The 20,120-nt window shown below is 63.8% G+C and carries 16 protein-coding genes and 1 pseudogene; 14 read left to right on the top strand and 3 right to left on the bottom strand.

Annotated features, from left to right (window positions below; genetic code table 11):
- Window positions 1–71: 71 nt before the first annotated feature.
- A pseudogene (locus ACQUQ1_RS17330) lies at window positions 72–347 on the bottom strand (response regulator); the annotation flags it as partial.
- 195 nt (window positions 348–542) lie between these two features.
- Between ACQUQ1_RS17330 and ACQUQ1_RS17325 the strand changes: the two are divergent.
- The 8 genes from ACQUQ1_RS17325 to ACQUQ1_RS17290 all read left to right on the top strand — a co-directional run bounded on the left by ACQUQ1_RS17325 (window position 543) and on the right by ACQUQ1_RS17290 (window position 10,803).
- Window positions 543–1,511 carry a metallophosphoesterase family protein gene (locus ACQUQ1_RS17325; protein WP_435065553.1) on the top strand — a complete coding sequence of 323 codons (969 nt, stop codon included), beginning with the start codon at window positions 543–545 and terminating at the stop codon, window positions 1,509–1,511.
- Between the two features lie 135 nt (window positions 1,512–1,646).
- Window positions 1,647–3,500, top strand: coding sequence for an ABC transporter substrate-binding protein (locus tag ACQUQ1_RS17320; RefSeq protein WP_435065552.1), 1,854 nt, complete (start codon window positions 1,647–1,649; stop codon window positions 3,498–3,500).
- A gap of 208 nt (window positions 3,501–3,708) precedes the next feature.
- Window positions 3,709–4,728, top strand: coding sequence for an ABC transporter permease (locus tag ACQUQ1_RS17315; protein WP_435065551.1), 1,020 nt, complete (start codon window positions 3,709–3,711; stop codon window positions 4,726–4,728).
- On the top strand, window positions 4,718–6,298 hold the full coding sequence (locus tag ACQUQ1_RS17310) for an ABC transporter permease (RefSeq protein WP_435065550.1): 1,581 nt from the start codon (window positions 4,718–4,720) through the stop codon (window positions 6,296–6,298). Before ACQUQ1_RS17315 ends, ACQUQ1_RS17310 begins: the two co-directional genes overlap by 11 nt.
- Window positions 6,295–7,602: an ABC transporter ATP-binding protein gene (locus ACQUQ1_RS17305; RefSeq protein WP_435065549.1), complete on the top strand. Its 1,308-nt coding sequence runs from the start codon at window positions 6,295–6,297 to the stop codon at window positions 7,600–7,602. The genes ACQUQ1_RS17310 and ACQUQ1_RS17305 overlap by 4 nt, the downstream gene beginning before the upstream one ends.
- Before the next feature lie 56 nt (window positions 7,603–7,658).
- Window positions 7,659–8,957, top strand: coding sequence for an ABC transporter ATP-binding protein (locus ACQUQ1_RS17300; RefSeq protein ID WP_435065557.1), 1,299 nt, complete (start codon window positions 7,659–7,661; stop codon window positions 8,955–8,957).
- Entirely contained in the window at window positions 8,950–9,798 is an 849-nt protein-coding gene (locus ACQUQ1_RS17295) for a protein phosphatase 2C domain-containing protein (protein WP_435065548.1), read from the top strand. Before ACQUQ1_RS17300 ends, ACQUQ1_RS17295 begins: the two co-directional genes overlap by 8 nt.
- Window positions 9,799–9,993: 195 nt before the next feature.
- Window positions 9,994–10,803 (top strand): SDR family NAD(P)-dependent oxidoreductase, encoded by an 810-nt coding sequence (locus ACQUQ1_RS17290; protein WP_435065547.1) that lies wholly within the window; start codon window positions 9,994–9,996, stop codon window positions 10,801–10,803.
- A gap of 146 nt (window positions 10,804–10,949) precedes the next feature.
- On the opposite strand, the gene ACQUQ1_RS17285 is transcribed toward ACQUQ1_RS17290, so the two are convergent.
- The gene (locus ACQUQ1_RS17285; protein WP_435065556.1) at window positions 10,950–12,236 is read right to left on the bottom strand and encodes a glycosyltransferase; all 1,287 of its coding nucleotides are present in this window, start codon (window positions 12,234–12,236) and stop codon (window positions 10,950–10,952) included.
- Window positions 12,237–12,471: 235 nt separating this feature from the next.
- The gene (locus ACQUQ1_RS17280) at window positions 12,472–14,271 is read right to left on the bottom strand and encodes a sensor histidine kinase (RefSeq protein WP_435065546.1); all 1,800 of its coding nucleotides are present in this window, start codon (window positions 14,269–14,271) and stop codon (window positions 12,472–12,474) included.
- Between the two features lie 300 nt (window positions 14,272–14,571).
- Between ACQUQ1_RS17280 and ACQUQ1_RS17275 the strand changes: the two genes are divergently transcribed.
- The 6 genes from ACQUQ1_RS17275 (at window position 14,572) to ACQUQ1_RS17250 (ending at window position 20,096) form a co-directional block, all read left to right on the top strand.
- Window positions 14,572–15,441 (top strand): hypothetical protein, encoded by an 870-nt coding sequence (locus tag ACQUQ1_RS17275; protein WP_435065545.1) that lies wholly within the window; start codon window positions 14,572–14,574, stop codon window positions 15,439–15,441.
- Window positions 15,442–15,565: 124 nt separating this feature from the next.
- A complete protein-coding gene (locus tag ACQUQ1_RS17270) occupies window positions 15,566–16,204 on the top strand; it encodes a hypothetical protein (RefSeq protein ID WP_435065544.1) in 639 nt (212 codons plus the stop codon).
- Between the two features lie 263 nt (window positions 16,205–16,467).
- Window positions 16,468–17,739, top strand: a complete 1,272-nt coding sequence (locus tag ACQUQ1_RS17265; RefSeq protein WP_435065543.1) for a hydroxymethylglutaryl-CoA reductase, degradative — start codon at window positions 16,468–16,470, stop codon at window positions 17,737–17,739.
- Window positions 17,736–19,094: an acyclic terpene utilization AtuA family protein gene (locus tag ACQUQ1_RS17260; protein WP_435065542.1), complete on the top strand. Its 1,359-nt coding sequence runs from the start codon at window positions 17,736–17,738 to the stop codon at window positions 19,092–19,094. The genes ACQUQ1_RS17265 and ACQUQ1_RS17260 overlap by 4 nt, the downstream gene beginning before the upstream one ends.
- Complete coding sequence (locus ACQUQ1_RS17255; protein ID WP_435065541.1) at window positions 19,087–19,452, top strand: AtuA-related protein; 366 nt, start codon at window positions 19,087–19,089, stop codon at window positions 19,450–19,452. Before ACQUQ1_RS17260 ends, ACQUQ1_RS17255 begins: the two co-directional genes overlap by 8 nt.
- Window positions 19,449–20,096, top strand: a complete 648-nt coding sequence (locus ACQUQ1_RS17250; protein WP_435065540.1) for a hypothetical protein — start codon at window positions 19,449–19,451, stop codon at window positions 20,094–20,096. The genes ACQUQ1_RS17255 and ACQUQ1_RS17250 overlap by 4 nt, the downstream gene beginning before the upstream one ends.
- Window positions 20,097–20,120: the final 24 nt, after the last annotated feature.

Raw genomic sequence — 20,120 nt, 5'->3', positions numbered from 1 at the left:
TACAACGCCTCCGTCCAAGCGACGGTTGAAGGGGAGTCCACTGACAAGCCCACGACTTCAGTCGTGGGTCACTGACTCCCCTTTCCTGTATACAAGATGAACGGCAGCTCAGGATACTCCTCACGGACGCGTTCGAGGAAATCGATTCCGTTCCGACCGGGCATCTCGTAGTCAGAAACGACGCAGTCGACGTCACCATCGGCGAGTCGCGCTAGTCCCTCACTGGCACTCGGTGCGGTCTCGACGGTGAGTCCGTCTTCCTCACGTTCGAGAAAGGTAGCTACCATCTCGGCGAAATCCGGCTCGTCATCGACGTGAAGAATCCGGATCCCCGCCGTGTTACTCATAGATGGGTAACACAATTGAAAGAGTATAACTATACTCCCCTTTCTCTGTTTTGTATATGATGATTAATCTTATTAAAATATCACCATATCTTATCGTGTGCGGATCTCTCAGATGGGATAACGTATCAACACCGGGTTCGTCACTCGGAATATTGAGAGGTACGATCCCCTCATAGCAAGAGCCTTTCAGAGAGTGTGAGAACTCCCCGCGTGGCCCCGCCATCGGACACGTCCCCGATCCAATGTCGGAGTACTCCGCTCGCGGCACTCCCTCAGCCGCGAACTCCCGACGAGCGGTCGTTCGTCGTTCTCTCGGACGTTCACTACCCGGCGGACCCCGAGCGGGCTGCCGAAACCGAAACCAGCTGGGCGTTCAAAACGGTGCTTGCCGACGTTCGACGACTCGATCCATCGATGGTTGTCGTGCTCGGCGATGTCACCCATGCCGGACGAGTCGACGCACTCACTCACGTCGCTCGCCGCCTCAAATCGCTTGACTGGCCGGTGTACGGGGTTCCGGGCAATCACGATCTCGTCGAGGGCGATCCCGACCGAGGTGTCTCCATCGACGAATTCGCCGATCTCATGGCGCCTGAGCCGTACCCGTACACGGCGCGGACCGACGATCTCTCGTTGGTCGGTGCGTGCGCGTCGAACAAGCAGATCGATACCGCGTTAAGAGACGCTGTAGTCCGCGGGCTGACAGATACGCACGCCACTGGCCTTGCGATCCACTACCCGATGAAACGGACCATTGAGTGTCTTCGGTCCGCCGGGATCCCGCGGACTCTACTCGTCACGCCGGTGGCCGATGACGGGATCGCAGACCTGCTCGCCGAAACGGACCGGCACCCGCTCGTGCTCTCCGGGCACCTGCACGTGCCGCTCGTGGTCCGTGGCGAGACGCACACGGAGATCACCGCCCCGCCACTTTGTACGTATCCCAGCGGCTATCTTTATATCCGGACCGGACCGTCCGGAACCACGGTCGAGTTCGTGTCCGCGGTCGGTGATGCGACCAGACAACTTCAGCGGGGACGTCGCATGCGGCGCTCCACGATCGAACGGTGCCTCGTCGAGTTCACGGACGCACAACTGACTGCTCCACCGGCCCGTTCCCATCCCGCGTCCGCGAGCTCTACCGCGAGCTGCTTCGATCGTTGACTCCTCGCTGTTCATCGAGGTCTCCCCGGCTCACGTCTAAACTCTATATAAACAACATATCGATACGCATCGGTCATTTCGATCGGAACCAATCATATAAGCGTATAATAAGGAATGGCGAGGTGTCATTATTGTATGACAGATCAGTCCGGGATCTCGCGTCGCGAGATCCTGTACGGGACTGTGGCAGCAGGTGTTGGACTCGCAGGGTGTACGGGGTCACAGAGCGGATCGACGGAGACCACCACGGGACCGGCGACGACGGACCGGAAGACGACCGCCTCGACATCGTCGTCGATGCCGGCGTCGAAACTCGACATCGCGATCTCGAGCACGGACTCGTTCGACCCGATCAAGATCAAAGGCGACGGATCGACGAAAGTCACACAGCAAATATACGACACGCTCACGTACCTCCCGCAGGGGTCGATAGAGCCGGAACTCCAGCTCGCGTCCGATTACACGGTCTCAAACGGGGGAACGCGGTACACCTTCCAACTGAAGGAGGGCGTGTCCTTCCACGACGGAAGCACACTCACGGCCCAGGACTTCGTGTACTCGTGGGAGCGGCTAGCGGCCTCGGAGAACGCCCAGGAGTCGAAGATCATCCTCCTAGGGAGCTTCCAGGTCGACCACCAGAAGGACGCCGAGGGCAACTACGAGCCGGGGTCGTTGGCGGTCGAGGCGGTCGACGACTACACCCTACAGGTCGACCTGGTCCGGCCGTTCACCGACGCGCTGTACAACTTCTCCTACGGCGCGCTCGCGCCGGTCCCGGAGGGGATCGTCGGCGACATCGAGGGGTACGAGGGGGAGCTGTCGTACCAGGAGTTCGCACAGCAAAATCCCATCGGGTCCGGCCCCTACCAGTTCGAGTCGTTCACCCCCGGGACCGGTGTCTCGCTCTCGAAGTTCTCGGAGTACCACGGCACCGGCGGGAACGTCGAGACGATCGACATGCAGATCCTGGAGGACCCGAACGCACGGTTCACCTACGCGCTCAACAACAACTCCGACGTCTTCCAGGTGCCGACCTCGAAGTTCACACAGCGCAAGGCGACGCTCACCACCACGAAGGAGTTCGGACAACGCGTCGGGACGTACGGTCCGCTCTCGAACGGAGAGACGGTCAACTACGGCACGTTCCCGACGAACTACACCTCGTGGTTCATTTTCAACTGCAACCGGGTCGAGCGGCCGGTCAGACGGGCGGTCAACCACGTCGCGAATCAGGAGGTGCTGCTCAGTCAGGCGTTCAAGGGACTCGGCCAGCCGGCGTATCACTACACGCCCCCCTCGGTGTTCCCCGGCGGTGCCGACGCGTACACAGCACACGCGAAGACCGGAGCGAACGCCCAGACAGAATGGGGACAGGACGGCTTCCCGTACGGCTACAGACAGTCACAGATCGATGCAGCACGACAGGTGATGGAGGACGCCGGCTACGGCAGCGACAGCCCGTACGATCTCACGTTCACGATTTACACCGATCGCAAACCGGGCGCGTATCAGCGGATCGCGCAGATCCTCCAGAGCAAACTCAAGCCCGCGCACATCGACCTGACGATCGACAAGCGGCCCTTCTCGGCGATCATCGACGGCGCCATCAACAACAAGCTGGACTTCTTCACGCTCGGAAACGGGCTGGCGTATCCGTCGCCGGCGGACTCGCTGAAGTTCGCGTACCCGAACGCGAACAACTTCTCTCGGTGGGGCAAGACCGACGGGAAGGGCGAGGCGACGCCGGCGACCAAGCGAGCGAAGGAGGCGTGGGAGACGGTCGCGAACAACTTCGGACCCTCCGAGGAGGCCCAGCAGAAGCGCAACGAGGCATATCTCGTCCTCGAGGAGGCCAACTGGCACGACGCCCCGGTCATGCTCAACTACCATCCCGTCTCCCAGCAATTCTGGTACGACCGTGTCGACATGACGGTCAAGACCTCGAGCTTCCACGAACGCCAGTACGACCAGCTTAGCATCTCACAGTAATCCGTCAACGTTCATCCTCAGATCCTTCCAAAATGCCGTGGACACCGATCCGGCGGCACACCTGTGCCCCTCGGACATCGGCGGCTCCGTCCGACGAGGCCAGCGACGTGGTTCAGTCCCCGGACTCCGGTCGTTGCAGTCGGAGTGACGCGGCCTCATCCGGAAGTCGACGCGTCCCGACCGAGAACCGGGTCCGTGGAGAGGATCCGTGAGCCGGCTCGCCTACCTCGCGAAGCGGCTCGCCATGTCCGTGTTCGTGCTGTGGTTCGGGACCTCAATGACGTTCCTGATCATCCGAGTCGGCCCGATCAACCCGGCTGCCGCCATCATGGGTATCACCGGCGACCCGCAGTCGAAGCAGAAGTACCGACAGATCAGGCGCGAGCTCGGGCTGACACAGCCCCTCCACGAACAGTACATCGAGTTCATGGCGGACCTATTCACGCTCCAGCTCGGCCGGTCGTGGGTGTTGTTCCCCGGCCGGAGTACCGTCGACCTCATTGCCCTGTACGCCCCGCGAACGCTCTGGCTCGGGTTCTGGTCCGTGACGGTCGCGCTCGTGATCGGGATCCCACTGGGGTTTTACGCGGGTCTGCGGTCAAACACGCGCCGCGACTACCTCGCCTCGTTCGGCGGCATCGTCTGGCGGGCCATGCCGAACTTCTGGCTCGCGATCGTGTTGATCGGCCTGCTCTCGCAGTCGAAGCAGCTCGTGGGCGTCAGCTGGGAACGACTGGTCGTGACGACGAACATCATCGGGCCCCCCGGCATCGCGTCCGTGGGGACGGTCGATGCGCTGGTGGCCGCGATGAAGAAGATCTTACCGCCGGCGCTCGTGCTCGGCTCGGCGTCGATGGGGAACGAGCTCCGGATCGGGCGAACAGCGGTCGTCGAGACGGTATCGGACGCGTACGTCGACACGGCGAAAATGAAGGGCGTCCCGAGCCGGGTCGTCGTGTGGAAACACGTGTTCAGGAATGCGCTGATCCCGCTCATTCCAGTCATCACCAGCGAGGCGTTCCTGCTCATCGGCGGGTCCGTTCTCGTCGAGGTGATATTCGGGATCAACGGCATCGGCTATCTCTTTTACCGGGCGACGGTTCAGGGAGACATCCCGCTCGCCACGTCGCTCATGTTCGTGTTCATCGCCGTTCTGGTTGGCGTGAACATCCTTCAGGACATCGCGTACACGGTAGTCGATCCACGGGTGGGATACGATGCCGAGTGAAGAGTCGCCGTCGACGGAACCGGAACGACTGGGATCGACCGAACGCGAGCGGACGAACGCGGCCCACGACGGCCGACCGATCCGTCCGGACGGGCTCCCGACTCCGGGGAGCATCGTCGAGGACGACGCGAGCGACCCGACGGATGGGCCGGGCGCGTCGGCACTCGTCCGGATCCGCGCCGACCCCGGTCCCGCGGTGCTATGGGGGATACTGGCCGTGCTACTGTTGGTACCCGAGATCGGGGCGGTCGCCTCGTTGATCGTGAACACGCTCCCGTCGGAAGCGTTCGCCCTGATACCGGGTGAAACGGTTGAATCCGTCCGTCGAGCCGTCGAGCGGATACCGACCCTGCTCTCCAGAGAGCTCCTCCCGAACCAGGGTTACCGGATCCCGGGGAAGGGGTGGCACAGCACCGCGTTCGGTCTCTCGCCGGCTGCAGCGTGGGCGCTCCGAGTCACGCTCGTCCTCGGCTACGTCGTGGTCTGGCTCGTCTGGACAGTCGCCGGCTATCGCCTGTATCGACGCCGATATCGACGGGCGGACTGGACCCCGATGGACGACGCAGTCGATCGGTTCAGCCGTCATCGGTGGGGCCAGTTCGGACTGATCGTTGTCGTTCTGTTCGTCACGTTCGCGGTGTTCGCCCCGACCGTATCCCCGACCACCGCTGAACAGAACATCAGGCAGTCGTATTCACACGAACTCGTGTACTACTCCGAAAGCGCCGAAAGCGTAAAAACGACGACCGTCGGGTCGGCGAACCTCCGGACGGCCTCACAGGGGACGCAATCGAGGAACGTCGGCCCGCTCACGTACGACCGGTTCGGTCGGTTCCACCCGTTCGGCACGCTCCCCTCGGGCCGGGACCTGTTCACGTTTATGGCAGCGGGCGCGCGCGTCTCGTTGTTCATCGGATTGCTCAGCATCACACTCAGCGCCGTCATCGCGGGTGGACTGGCGCTCTCGTCAGCCTACTACCGCGGTCGCCTCGATCTAGCGGTGGTCCTGCTGGGCGACTCGGTCCAGGCAATGCCACAGTTGCTGGTCATCATTCTCGTGTCCGTCGCGCTGGCGAACACGTGGCTGGCCGGCCTGTACAACGGGGGCGTGCTCATCGCGCTCGTGTTCGCCGGAACCGGCTGGCCGGGTCTCTGGCGTGCGGTTCGGGGGCCAGCCCTCCGGGTCTCGACGGAGGCGTGGGTCGAAGCCGCGAAGGGGCTCGGACAGCGCCCGACGGCGACGATGCGAAAGCACATGCTCCCGTACATCGTCGGCTACCTGCTCGTCTACGGGTCGATGATCCTCGGGGGCGTCATCATCGGGATCGCCGGGCTCTCGTTCCTGGGGCTGGGCGTGAGTCCCCCCACGCCGGAGTGGGGCAGGGCGATCAACGTCGGCCAACCGTACCTGAACACGCGCTCGTGGCACATCTCGCTCATCCCGGGACTGCTGATCGTTCTCGTCGTGACCGGGTTCAACGCGCTCGGCGACGGCGTCCGCGACGCGATCGACCCGCAAAGCGACGTGAGCGGCGCGGAGGCGGCCACGGCGGGCGGGGGTGGAGCATGACGGATCGGCGGGACACGTCGACCGAACCGGACGGGTCCGGCGACGCCACGGACGCCCACCGAACCGACGGTGGTCCACGTCGGCCCGGCGAGGAGCCGCTCCTCTCGGTGCGCTCGCTCCGGACAACCTTCGAGACGGATCACGAGCGCGTCCACGCCGTCGACGGCGTAGACTTCGACATCTACGAGGGGGAAACGGTCGGGCTGGTCGGCGAGAGCGGGTCCGGCAAGACGGTGACGGCGCGCTCGCTCGTCGGGTTGATCGAGAGCGCCGGTCGTGTCCATGAGGGGACCGAGATCAGGTTTCGCGGCGAACGCGTCGGGGACGGGCCACGCGCCGCCCGGACGGTCGAGTCGCTTCGCGGCGAGGAGATCGCGATGGTGTTTCAGGACGCGCTCTCAGCGTTGAACCCGGTGTACACGGTCGGAAACCAGCTGAAGGAGGCGCTCCGCTACCGGCGTGGCCTCCGGGGGCACGACGCGACTAATAAGGCAGTCGATCTGTTGGAATCGGTGGGTATCCCTGACGCCGCCGGCCGACTCGACGAGTACCCCCACCAACTGTCGGGCGGGATGCGACAGCGAGTTCTCATCGCCGTGGCGCTGGCGTGTGACCCGTCGGTGCTCGTCTGTGACGAGCCGACGACGGCGCTCGACGTGACGACGCAGGCCCAACTGTTGCGACTGCTGATGGATCTGCAGGACGAGTACGACCTGAGCATGCTGTTCATCACTCACGACATGGGCGTGATCGCACAGATCGCCGACCGGATCAACGTGATGTACGCCGGCGAGATCGTCGAGCGCGCCCCGACGGAGGCGCTGTTCGCCGACCCGAAACACCCGTACACGCGTGGACTCCTCGCGAGCGTCCCGAGCGTTCGGAGGACAAGCGAGTTCGAACCGATCGACGGCGAGGTCCCGACACCGACCGAGCAGGCCACCTCCTGTCGGTTCGCCCCACGGTGTGCGGAGGCGGGGGAGGCGTGTCAGGCGGTCCACCCCCGCCACGTCGCGCCTGCGGGTGAGCGAGGCACGCCGACGTATTCCGAGGCGAACGACGCCCGTTCGAGCCCGCCCGCGTCCGAACCGGATGCGAGCGTCGCCGAGCGTTCGGTCGCGTGTCTGTTGTACCCCGAGTCGGCCGACAGCTCGACACGCCAGCAGATCCACACCGCGTCCGATCCGGACGGGTCCCGACATGAGCTGCCCGTCGGGACAGACGACTGGCCGGGACAGGACGCGGACGGTGACGGCCGACATGTCGACCCCGAGACCGGTCCTGCCGGCGGTGATCGCTCGTGAGTGACGACGGGTCGACACGCGCGCCCGCCCGGTCGTCCGAGAACCCGTTCACGCCCGTGACGGCGACGCGCGGGGAGACGGTGCTCTCGGTCGAGAACCTCCGCACGTACTACGACGAGGGTGGCGTGTTGAGCGGACCCCCAGTGCGGGCAGTCGATGGCGTCTCCCTCGATATCAAGCGAGGCGAGACGGTCGGACTCGTCGGCGAGTCGGGGTGCGGGAAGACGACGCTGGGACGAACGCTGGCGGGATACGAATCGCCCACTGAGGGAACAGTTACTTTCGACGGAACGGACGTCTCGTCCCTCGATTCGACCGAGTCGACGTGGTGGCGACGCCACTGTCAGATGGTGTTTCAGGACCCCGAGTCGAGTCTCGACGACCGGATGACCGTCGGAGAGATCGTGCGGGAGCCCCTCGACGTCCACGACTGGGAGACTCGCGACGCTCGCCGCCGACGCGTGCAGGGACTCCTCGAACGGGTCGGGCTCCGACCCGAGCACTACTATCGGTATCCGCATCAGTTCTCCGGCGGGCAACGCCAGCGTGTCGGGATCGCACGCGCGCTCGCGCTCGAACCCGAGTTCCTCGTCCTCGACGAGCCGGTGTCGGCGCTGGACGTCTCGGTGCAAGCACAGATCCTCTCGCTGCTTGCGGATCTTCAAGCGGAGTTCGGTCTCACCTACCTGCTGATCGCACACGACCTCGCGGTCGTCCGCCACGTCTGTGACCGCGTGGCGGTGATGTATCTGGGGACCCTGCTGGAGGTCGGCGACGCGGATGCGGTGTTCGAGTCGCCAGCGAACCCGTACACGCGGGCGCTCCTCGGGGCAGTCCCGGAGCCCGATCCGACGGCGGACTGGGACCCGCCCCGCCTGCACGGATCGCCGCCGGACCCGAGACAGCCGCCGACGGGCTGTCCGTTCACGACACGCTGCCCGGAGAAGATCCGGCCGTCGGAGTTCGATCTCACGGCCGAGACTTGGGAGGCGCTGGAGCTGTTTCGCGACGTGCTTCGCACGAGAACCGAGCGGACTCCCTCGGTCGCGACGCGACTCAAACGGGCGCTCACGAGTCCCGCCGAGGACGGGATCGAGGAGGTCCGGCGCGAACTCTTCGAAGACGTTCCCGTCTCCGATCCAGTGCAAGCCGGACTCGACAGTGTCCTCGCCGCCTACCGGAGCGATGGCCCCAGAGCGGCCGTCGACCGATACGTCGAGCTGTTCGGCGGCGTGTGCGACACCGACTATCCTCTAATGGCCGAACCGGAGGCCGGACAACGGAGTCGATGTCACCACCATCGCCCGGCGTATTCGGACCGGAGAGGAACCGGGGCATCGAGCACAGATGATTGACCGGACGGCCGCGGTGACCGACGCGGGGACCGACCCAAACGAGGACACCGTAGGGTACACCGACGCCGGCTGCTGGGTGTTTGACGGAGCGACTGGACTAAAAGATGTGACACGTACGCCCGCCAAGTCGGATGCCCGGTGGTACGTGCACGCGCTCGAACGGGAAGTGTGTGACCGGTTGGCGTCCGACGCCTCCCTCACGGAGATCGCCGCCGACGCGATACAGGCGGTCCGGGCGAGATATCGGGAGTTCGACGGCGAGTTTCCCCCCGACCGTGTCGATCGACCCGCTGCGGCCGGGATGATCGTCAGATGGCGGCCCGAACACCTCGACTTGTTCGGCCTCGCTGACTGTCTCGTCGTGATTCGCTACGAGGACGGGCGCGTGTCGACGCTCACTGACGACCGTCTCCGGCCGTTCGAGACGGCGGCGATCGAGGTCGCACACGGACGGGTACTGGACGGGCGCGACATCGCGACCGCTCGTCAATCAGTGCTCCCGATGCTTCGAGAGACTAGGTCGCTGTTGAACACGCCCGACGGATACTGGGCGTTCGGTCTCATTCCACAGGCAGCAGATCACGCCGTCACGATGACGCTCGATCGGAGCGCAGTCGACGACGTGCTCGTGTGTTCGGACGGGTTCGTCGCGGCCGTGGACACCTACGACTGCGTTCCGAACTGGGAGGCCCTCATCTCGACGGTGGCGACCCACGGCCTCACCTCGGTCGTCGACAGGATCCGAGCCGTCGAGGAGCGCGATGTCGAGTGTCGTCGGTTCCCGAGACTGAAACCGAGCGACGACGCGAGCGCACTGTATCTGGACCTGTCCGATCAATGAGACGGATTCGTGCTATCGATCGCTTCTCGCACTATTTTGTGGGAAAATAATTCGTTTATTATATATAAAATGCTGAGATAATTTGGAATTGATAAAAACAATTACTGAATACAGAGCGTGTATCCATCACTCGACATCCTACTTGAGATAGAGGATAACGTTTTATTGAATTCTATCAATAGCAACCAATAGCACATGTCTTCGCCAGCCACAACTGCTGATCGGACCGCGCTCGTCACGGGGGCATCGAGCGGGATTGGTGCCGCGTTAGCAAGAGAAATCGCCATGGATCAGTACGATCTCGTTCTAACTGCTAGGCGCGAAGAACGCTTACAGAACCTTGCCGAGGAACTCGAAGCCACTCACGGAGTGACTGCGACAGTCATCACGCAGGATCTCGCTGCGGAGAAAGCTGGCGAGGAGTTGTTTGAGGCGGTCACGAACGAAGGGATCGAGATACACACCCTCGTCAACAACGCTGGAGTCCCTCTATACGGCCGGTTTGACGAGACGGAACTTGAGGACGAACGGGATATAATGGAGGTCAACATGGTTGCACTCACGTCGCTCACGAAGCGGTTCCTCCGTCCGATGGTCAAGCGTGGGGAGGGGCGTATCCTCAACACGGCGTCGATGGCCGCACTGTATCCGATACCGAAGAAGGCAGTATACAGCGGGACGAAATCGTACGTTCTGTCGTTCTCGCGTGCACTTGGGCACGAACTCGACGGGTCGGGCGTGACCGTGACCGCAGTGTGTCCTGGGGTGGTCGAGACCGAATACGCCAATCGTGGCAATGTCGAGAAGAGCAACACCTTGGCAGGTGTGACGAATGACCCTCGGTCGGTTGCACAGGCGGCATGGGAGGGGGCGAAAGATGGCGAGCGTATCGTTTTCCCGTCACTGCACTCGAAGTACGGGTCACAGCTCGTGCGTCTGCTTCCCCGATCAAAAGTAACCGAACTCGGAGAAAGCACTGTCGAGGACGGGGCATCGTGGATCTGAACGAACCGGCCCCAGGCCAGCGGAACGACACACTGGCCGTCGCCTCAACGGAGAAACGACCTTTCGGTTCCTTGGTGCTACGAATGTTTTGCCGACCTCAGGGAGTTATCTCGGTCAATACGCAGACAAATCGAATGAAGCAGATTCTACCGTCGCAAATAGTCAACGACGCTGTACGAGCCTATCGACACTTGGACCGGTCGCCATAATCGGTCTCCGGCTGCAGTTTTCAGAAGCGTTCGGCGATCCGTCGAGTCGTACCCGACATCGGTCCCACGCGTCGCAAGGACGGCAAAGACGGACGCGATCGGCCCGGCTGCCAGGAGTCCGGCGAAGAAGGCAATCGGAACGATCGGGGGAACTGCCCCAAGAAGCCACGCTGCGGGGACGACGAGATAGCCGACCCCCTCTACCATCGGCCATCCGACTTCCCCGAGCAGGAAGTATGGGACGCCCAGAACACCCACCCGGCCGTACCGTGGATTCCCGAACACTCGGCCGTGGTTCTGTACCGTCTGGACTGTTCCCCGGACCCATCGCTCGCGTTGGTCTGCAACTGCTCGAGGGGTCGGCGGCACCTGTGTCCAGGCGACCGCATCCGGAACGTGGACGAACCGACACTGGCGACCGGTTTCCCGACAGTGCCGTCGCAGTGCGAGAGCCAGATTGAAGTCCTCGGTCTCGACCGGCGCGAACCCGCCGACAGCGCGGACCAGTTCAGTGCGAAACGCAGAGTATCCGCCGAAGACGTGAACCATCAGGTCGGCTCGAGCCCGCCCGAGTTGGCGGAGGATAAGTGCCCGAAGATGCTCGATGGCCTGGTTTCGCTCGACCCACGAGGCTGGCAGATGGCTCTCATCGTCACTTCCAGCCGGAGTCCCGACCCGGAACGAGCCTTCACAGGCGACGGTCTCGTCGTTGTCGAACGGTGCGAGGAGTTTCGGCAGCGTCTCGGGTTCGATGATGGTATCGGCGTCGACCACTCCGAATAGCGGCGTCTCACACACCTCAAGGGCGCGGTTGAGTGCTGCCGATTTCCCACGGTTCTCCTGGCGAATAACGGTCACCGGCTCATCCTGCGCTTCGAAACGCTCGACATCAGCTGGCTGATCGGTCACTGTGAGGGGGTTCAAATCAAATGCTCCGGAAACAGCTTCGAAGGTCCTGTCCGATGATCCGTCATCGATGAAAACGACCGACACCGGGTAGGACTGATTCAAGACCGCCGAGACTGCCTCGACAGCGGTCTGTTGTTCGTTGTACGCTGGGATGGCGACTGTGATCGGAGACGGCGTTTTGGAGGGGTTCGTTCCAGACCGTCGCCGAAGCTCAACGGCACCTACACCGATGACAACGAGGTGGATGATCGCAAATAGAAGGTAAAAGGCTGTGACAGCGATTGCGAGAGTGGCGAGAACATCTAACAGGACCATCTTCACTCACTAATGTTCAGAAAACAGTCCAGTATATATTTTTCCCAGAAACAGTATCATTCGAACAACGACTATAAACTGCAAATTGTCGTTAGAGGAACGAACCTCATGAGTCCTGACGAACTCCTAACTCGATGGGAACTGCCGCAGCGGACACATTTCCGTGACCGATATGCGCTATCTATTCAGCACTGCCACGACAAGCTATCGGTTAGAGATCACCTCGACAGACCCTTCACACCTTGTCTCGGGTATCGGACACGGGGAGAGAATCAGAGGCGCCATCGAACGTGTCGTCCTCGGCCAACGGGAGGGTCAATTCGAGACACGCTTCGCCGAGCGACGCCGACGAAGTGTCGACACGACCGCCCGCCTGCGTCACGATCCGATTGATCAGCCACAGTCCCAGCCCGGACGCCTCATCGAGCGAGGCGTCGCCGACGACCACCGCACGGTCTCGCTCCGACAGCCCCGGCCCGTTATCACAGACACGGAAGACGGCAGTCCCCTCATCAGCGTCGACCCGCAACGAGACCTCGACCACGGGACTGTCGGCGGTGTTGTGTTCGATCGCGTTCTCGATCGTGTTGTCGATCACCGAGGGAAACACACCCGGCGCGGCGACAGAGACAGCGTCCCCCGGCAGGTCGACATCCAGGTCCACCCCGGTATGCTCCTCGTTGAGCGACCGGCACCGCCGCTCGATAAGCGCCCGGATATCGAACACCTGGGAACGTGTCTCGCCGACTGCGACGTCCTCGGCGGTCGCAGCCTGCTTCGTTACCGAGATCATCTCGCCGGCCCGCTGTGCGATCACCGCGAGCTGTTCGAGACCGGCGTCGTCGCCACGGTCACGGAGATGCGTTTCGAGCCGGTCGACGTACCCGCTGAGCACCGCGAGATCGTTTCGGAGGTCGTGGCGGAGCACCCGATTCAACACCGTGGCACGCTGTTGTGCGCGATGCTGAACGGTGATGTCGCGAAAGAGGAGCACCGTGGCGTCGGTGTCCGACAACCGTGCGATCGACACCGTGAATCGACGGCGGTCGTCCTCGCCACGATCCGCGCTTGCCGGGTCGAGCGTCGCGTCCGCATCGTCCGCCGCGTCGGGGCCGTCCACACGTGCGGTGGTCAACTCCACCGTCGAGCGATCCGATGCGGCGGTGGCGTCGTGTTGCTCGTGAAGCGTGGTCAGGAGGTCCGGATAGTCCTCGAACGCCGTCGCAGCCGGCACCGGCACCAGTCCTCGGAGATCGAAGTACCGGTCCGCGACGTCGTTGCACGACCGGACGACCCCGTCGCCGTCGACGACCACGACCGGATCCGGGAGGTGACGAACGACGTGATCGCGCACGACCGCAGTCGAATCCAGCAGACGGTATCGGGTCACGGCGATCCCCGTAATGACGGTCGTCATCGCGAACATCACCGGCGTGAGATCGACCGGCGGTGAATCGACCGGGGAGACGAACAGGCTCACTGTCCCCGCGACGATGGGAATCGCGCCGGCGGCGAACACCAACAGCCGACGTACCCGTGTCGTTCGCTCGACGGCCCGACTGTTGGCAGCCAGTCGCCACAGGACGCCGAGGTTGAGCAGGTACGAATACACCACGAACGCGAGGAACCCAACCCGCGGGTCCACGTCGAGACGAACGAGTCGGCCCTCCACCACCGAGATATCCGCGTACATCAGCCCGTGTGCGGGGTTCGTGATCACGAGGGCGGCCGTCGTCGCGGGGACGAGGACGAACACTGCGATCGATCCCCTGGTCAGGAGCCGATGATCCCCGGCGACAGCGAGAGCGAACACCGGCCACGACGCACCCACACACGCGATCCCCACCCAGACGATGTCGTTGTAGGCCAGCGTCGCCGCCACCGTCTTTGCGTGTAACTGGAGCGCGTACGCCCAGGCCCACATCGTCGCACCGGCCGACAGGCCGATGTAGGCGGTGACTTCCGGGCCGCCGAGGCTGACGCGACGGGTGTACAGCACTGCGCCCAGCATCGCGAGCGACGCGGCTCCTCCCACCCATAGCACCGCCGCTACCGGAGTAACCGTTGTCACGGTCGTCGCGAGCCGTCCGGGGTCGATATCGCCGCGTTCGGTCCGTCGTGTCGTGTGGCGTCCAATCTACGGCTACCCTTTCAAGCGAACGCGATAATACTATCGCCATCCGCGACAGTTCCGGATACAGACACGATCCGGACCGGGCGAATCGACTACCGTTAGATATCGCGCGTCCGGGCCTGAACCGATCAGAAGCCACACCTCCGGGAAGACCCCCGACTGGACTGAACGTTCAAGTCCGTCGGGCTGAACTGCCATCCCGTGACCGAACCCCCCGCGCGTGGGATCGCCCCGCCTCGCTTGGGAACCGTCGACGAAGCGTTCCTGACCGCAGGTCACGTCTGGCTGTACGAGTATCCCGACGGGACGCCGTTCGAATCGCGTCTCGGTTCGGACGGTCGCCTCCGGTTCGCGTTCGCCGACGGGAGGAAAGCGGCCGAGCGGCCGCGCCGCTGGGTCAGCGGCGAGGCGGTCCCGCCAGCGTTCGGCTTCGTGGTTGGGTATCTCCGGACGCGTTTCGACCGGACGGCCCTCCGGCACGCCGTCGACGACCCGACGGCCGTCACGCTCCGCTGTGTCGCCGTCCATCGCCGTCACCGCGGATACGACTGGACGCGGGCGCCGCCGGTTGTCGGCGTCGACGTCGACTACCCCGAGTCGCAGCTGCTCCCACACGAACTCGAACGGGTGTTCGACGAGCTGGGAGTGCCGACGCTCCCGACCATCGATACGGAGGTCCACGTGCGCGACATCGGGTCGGCCGGGATCGCACCACCCGAGTCACAGTGGGGAGAGGAACCCGCATACGGTGTGTTGTATCGAAAGAAGGGTGGTGGGGCCGCGCGGACGGTCGCGGGCGAGTACGAGGGGGAGCCGCCGCCGGCGCAGCCGATCACGTCGTCCGTCGAGGAGTACGCCGTGTCGGTCACGTCGGACGAGGTGCTTCGGTCGCTCGTCGAGGCGGTCGGTCCGTCACCGAGCGTGTCGAGACTCACCGACGCCGCAGTGGACCGGACGGTGCGAGCGGACTGGTGTCGGCTCGCCCACGGCGAGACGACGGTCGATATCGAGGAGCTCCGGAGCGCGATCGCACGGCGTGTCGACGCGTTCCTGCGTGGAGGATCTGACTGAGGAGGAGTCCGATCAGAAGTGTCGCTTCAGAGCGGGACTGCTCGGGACTGCCGCGGGGATCGGCTACGTCGTCGAGGGTCGTGTCGGACCTACCGTTATGTGGACGGGGGTGGAGGGGCCACGCATGGCGACGTTCGAGGCGTGGGTGCTCCGACTGCACATCGCTGCGGGCGTCGCGGCACTCGTCGCCGGCACCGGTGCGCTCGCGACCCGGAAAGGGGGGCGGCGCCACAGACGGGCTGGGAAGGGGTTCCTCGCGTCGATGGCAGTCACTGTCAGTACCGTCGTTCCGCTGGCCGCGCTCGACCCGACGACGTTCCGGATCCTCCTCACGCTCGTTGCCGTGTTCAGCGGCTACCTCGCGTTCTCGGGGTACCGCGTGCTCTCGCGGGGCCGGCCGGCTGGGGATGCCCGTCCGGTTGACTGGGTCGCCGCCTGCAGTACCCTCATCGCGTGTGGGCTGCTCGGCGGCTGGGGGCTCGTATGGCTGGTTGACGGCCGGTCGTTCGGGGTCGTCATGGCCGTCTTCGCCGCGATCGGGATCGCCTTCGCCGGACTGGATGTCCGGACGTTTCGACGTGCCGCACCGGATGACCGGATCGTGAGCCATCTCCAGCGGATGCTGGGGGCGTTCATTGCGACCGTGAGCGCCGTGTCAGCGGTAAACCTCACGCCGATGCTCGGAGTTGCAGCCTGGTTGTGGCCGACGGCTGCTGGTGTGCCGGTGATCTATTATCTGTCCGCGAGGTACTCCGGAACGTAGTTGTGTGAAAGCGTCGTGTAGCCACATTCGGCTCTTCGCTTCGCGTTCACGTCCGGAGCGACCGCTCCCTCCGGCTTCTGTGGATCCGACACAGCAGATCACCTCTGTATCACCACGCCTCGAGGGGGGTGGTGCGCCCTTTTGTGAGAACAGCAGAGGATTGCTGTAGCATGCAGGAGGCACCGGTTCGGGGCCCCTCAAACACACGAGCGAAATCGCCCGTGGGCAAGGCTTTATGAAAAGTGCCCGGCCATCATCGCGGTATGGATTCTCGCATCCCCGGCCTGTACAAACTAAGTATCGAGGACCGACGACAGGAGGTGGCCGACCGCTGTGATCTCGACGAGGAGGCGATCGAAGCACTCGCCGCTGGTGGCCTCGCGGATGAACGTGCCGACACCATCAGCGAAAACGTCGTCGGCACCATCGAGTATCCGGTCGGGATCGCGACGAACTTCCGGATCGACGGGGCCGACCGACTCATTCCGATGGCGATCGAGGAAACGAGCGTCGTCGCAGCAGCCTCCTACGGGGCGCGAATGGCCAGAGAAACTGGTGGGTTCACGACGAACGTGACCGGACCGATCATGATCGCCCAGATCCAGGCCACGGACGTCGCCGACCCCCACGCAGCGAAGACGCGGATTCTGAACGACGCAGACCGGCTCATCGAGTTGGCGAACGAGGAAGACCCGGTCCTCGTCGAACACGGTGGGGGGTGTCAAGATGTGGAGGTGCGTGTGCTCGATAGCGCTCGAGGTGGGATGGTGATCACCCACCTCATCGTCGACGTCCGCGACGCGATGGGTGGGAACGCGGTCAACTCGATGGCCGAAGCCCTCGCACCCGAAATCGAAGCTCTCACCGAGGGCACCGTTCAGTTACGCATCCTCTCGAATCTTGCCGACCGTCGCCTCGCCCGTGCCAGTGCACGTGTGCCACCGGAGGCACTGACGGACGACGACAGCGACCTCTCGGGTGAGGCGGTCCGTGACCGAATCGTCGATGCCTGGGCCTTCGCCGCGGCCGACCCCTATCGTGCTGCGACGCACAACAAGGGGATCATGAACGGTATCGACGCGGTCACGACGGCGACGTTCAACGACTGGCGGGCTATCGAGGCCGGTGCCCACGCCTACGCCGCACGCGGGGGGTATGGCCCACTGACGACCTACGAGGTCGACGACGACGGCAACCTCGCCTGCAGCATCGAACTCCCGATACAGGTGGGGACCGTCGGCGGGGCGACCCAACTTCAGCCGGCGGCCCGGGCGGCGATGGACATTCTCGACGTGGACTCGGCCGACGAGTTGGCCGGGATCCTCGCCGCGGTCGGGTTGGCACAGAACTACGCCGGATTACGGGCACTCGTCAGCGAGGGCATCCAGACCGGTCACATGAACCTCCACGCGAAGAATATCGCGATCCAGGCCGGTGCGACGGGTGATCTCGTCGACGAGGTCGCCGACCGACTGGTCGAGGAAGACGCCATCCGCCAGGACCGTGCCGAAGAGCTACTGGACGAACTCCGATGATTCGGATCGCCTCTGGCGCCGGCTTCTGGGGCGATTACCCGGACGCACCCGGTCGACTCCTCGAACGGACGGGGATGGACGAAGACGAGGACCTCGAGTATCTTCAACTCGAGTATCTCGCGGAAGTGACGATGGGTATTCTGGCACGCCTTCAGGAGTCCGGCCGGCCAGGGTATGCAACGGACTTCGTAGAGCTAATTATCGACGAACACCTCGAAGAGCTGCTCGACAGGGACATCACAGTCGTCACGAACGCGGGCGGCATCGATCCTGATTCGTGTGCCGACCGCGTCGCGGAACTCGCAGCCGAGCGCGGACGGGACCCGACGATCGCGACCGTGACGGGATCGGAGATCACTACGGCGGTTGCGGACCTCGCGCATACGGGGGAGATCTCCCATCTCGAGACGGGTGAACCGATGCCCGACGACATCGAGCCGCTGGCTGCGGCGGCGTATTTGGGCGCGATCCCGATCCGGGATGCACTGGCAGCCGATGCGGACATCGTCATCACCGGTCGAGTTGCCGATCCCGCACTCACGCTCGGGCCGCTCCTCTATGAGTTCGATTGGTCGGCGACCGACTACGACCGACTGGCAGCCGGGACAGTGGCCGGTCACCTCATCGAATGTGGTACCCAGGTCACGGGTGGAAACTTCCTCGGAGAGTGGGAGGACCTCTCGTTCACTGATATCGGCTATCCGATCGCCGAGGTCACTGCAGACGGAACCGTCACGATTACGAAACCATCGGGGACGGGCGGAGCTGTGACAACCGACACCGTCACCGAGCAACTGGTCTACGAGATCGGCGACCCCACGGCATATCTCACTCCCGATGTCACGGCAGACTTCACGTCGATCGAGCTCTCGGAACCCGCTACGGACAGGGTCCAACTCGCTGGCATCACCGGACACGCACCCCCGGATCAACTCAAGGCCACCGTCCACCATCAGCGGGGCTACAAAGTAGCCGGACAGCTGCTGTATTCTCAGCCGAACGCGCTCGAGAAGGCGAAACGGGCGGCGGCCATCCTCGACGAGCGAATCGACGAGTTGGGCTTGGAGCTCTCCGAGACACACGTCGAGTACATCGGCCACAACGCGGCGCACGGGCCGATGGCACCGAACCGAGGGGAGTACAACGAAATCATGGTCCGACTGGCAGCCCGAGGGCCGGTCAAAGACGACCTGCGTCGACTCGGCATGGAGTTCGCACCGCTCTCGATGGCAGGGCCACCAGCGGTGACGGGCCTCACAGACGGCGGCCGACCGTCGCCGACGCCCGTCATCGACACGTGGCCCACACTCGTTTCGCGCGAGCACGTGGACCCGGAGGTGACTATCCGTGCCTGACGAGACACCGTCCCGCTCGGCAGATCCGGACCGTGACGATCCCCTTTGTATCGGCGACATCGCGCACGGTCGGTCAGGTGACAAAGGAAACCGACTGAACATCGGTCTCGTCGCGGAGGATGCACAGGCCTACGAGCGGCTCACAGACCAGGTGACCGCCTCCTTCGTGGCCGAACAGTTCGACGGGCTCGTCGAGGGGGCGGTTACCCGATACGAACTCCCGAATTTGCATGCGTTCAACTTCCTGTGTGAACGGGCGCTCGACGGTGGGGGTCCAGTCAGCCTTCGCTACGACACCCAAGGGAAGACGTACGCGGCCGCCCTTCTCGAATGCCGACTTCCACCCTATCACCCATGACTCGCGATGAGACAGCACCGTCGGCCCCCCTGCGCGGGAGTGATAGGTCGGATGAGCCGACCGACGGAACTGAACCCGATCCCGAGAGCGGGATCGAACTCCCACTCAGCACGGATGGTGGCATCGACGGCGACGGCGACCCTACTGAGGGGGACTCCGGCGCCACAGCGCCTGCCGGTATCGACCCCGATGACGATGCTCGGCGAAAGGCCCCAGTCGTCGTCGAGGTCGATTCACGACCCCGGGTCTGGGCGACGGGCTGGTACCGGGTCCGCCCCCGGACGTTCCATCATCACGAACTGTTCTTCGACCCCGACCGGGTCTATTGTGTGTACGTCGAGGAGTCGTTCAAGTCCTATCTCCTCCGTCGGAGCGGGCGAGAACGGGAGGCGGCGAAAGTCGGTCGTGAATATCTGACCCGTCCACTCGATGACCTGCTGGACCACTCCCGGAGCTTCGCCATCGACATCGTCAACGTCGACGAAATCCGTCTCCGTAGTGGGTCGCTGCTGTTCAAGCCGAAGCTCGCCGTCGAGACCTCAGGGCAGACGTCCGAGTTCTACCATTGGCGACGCGGCCAGGACGTGAGAACGTTGGCAACGACCTTGCGAGACATGTACGATATCGACGTCACGGAAAAATAATTCAGCGAACTGAAACGGTCGTCA

The sequence above is a fragment of the Halobaculum sp. EA56 genome (assembly GCF_051195075.1).
GTDB lineage: Archaea > Halobacteriota > Halobacteria > Halobacteriales > Haloferacaceae > Halobaculum.
Note: the sequence above shows the minus strand (reverse complement) of the source record. Positions and strands in the feature narration are given on the sequence as shown.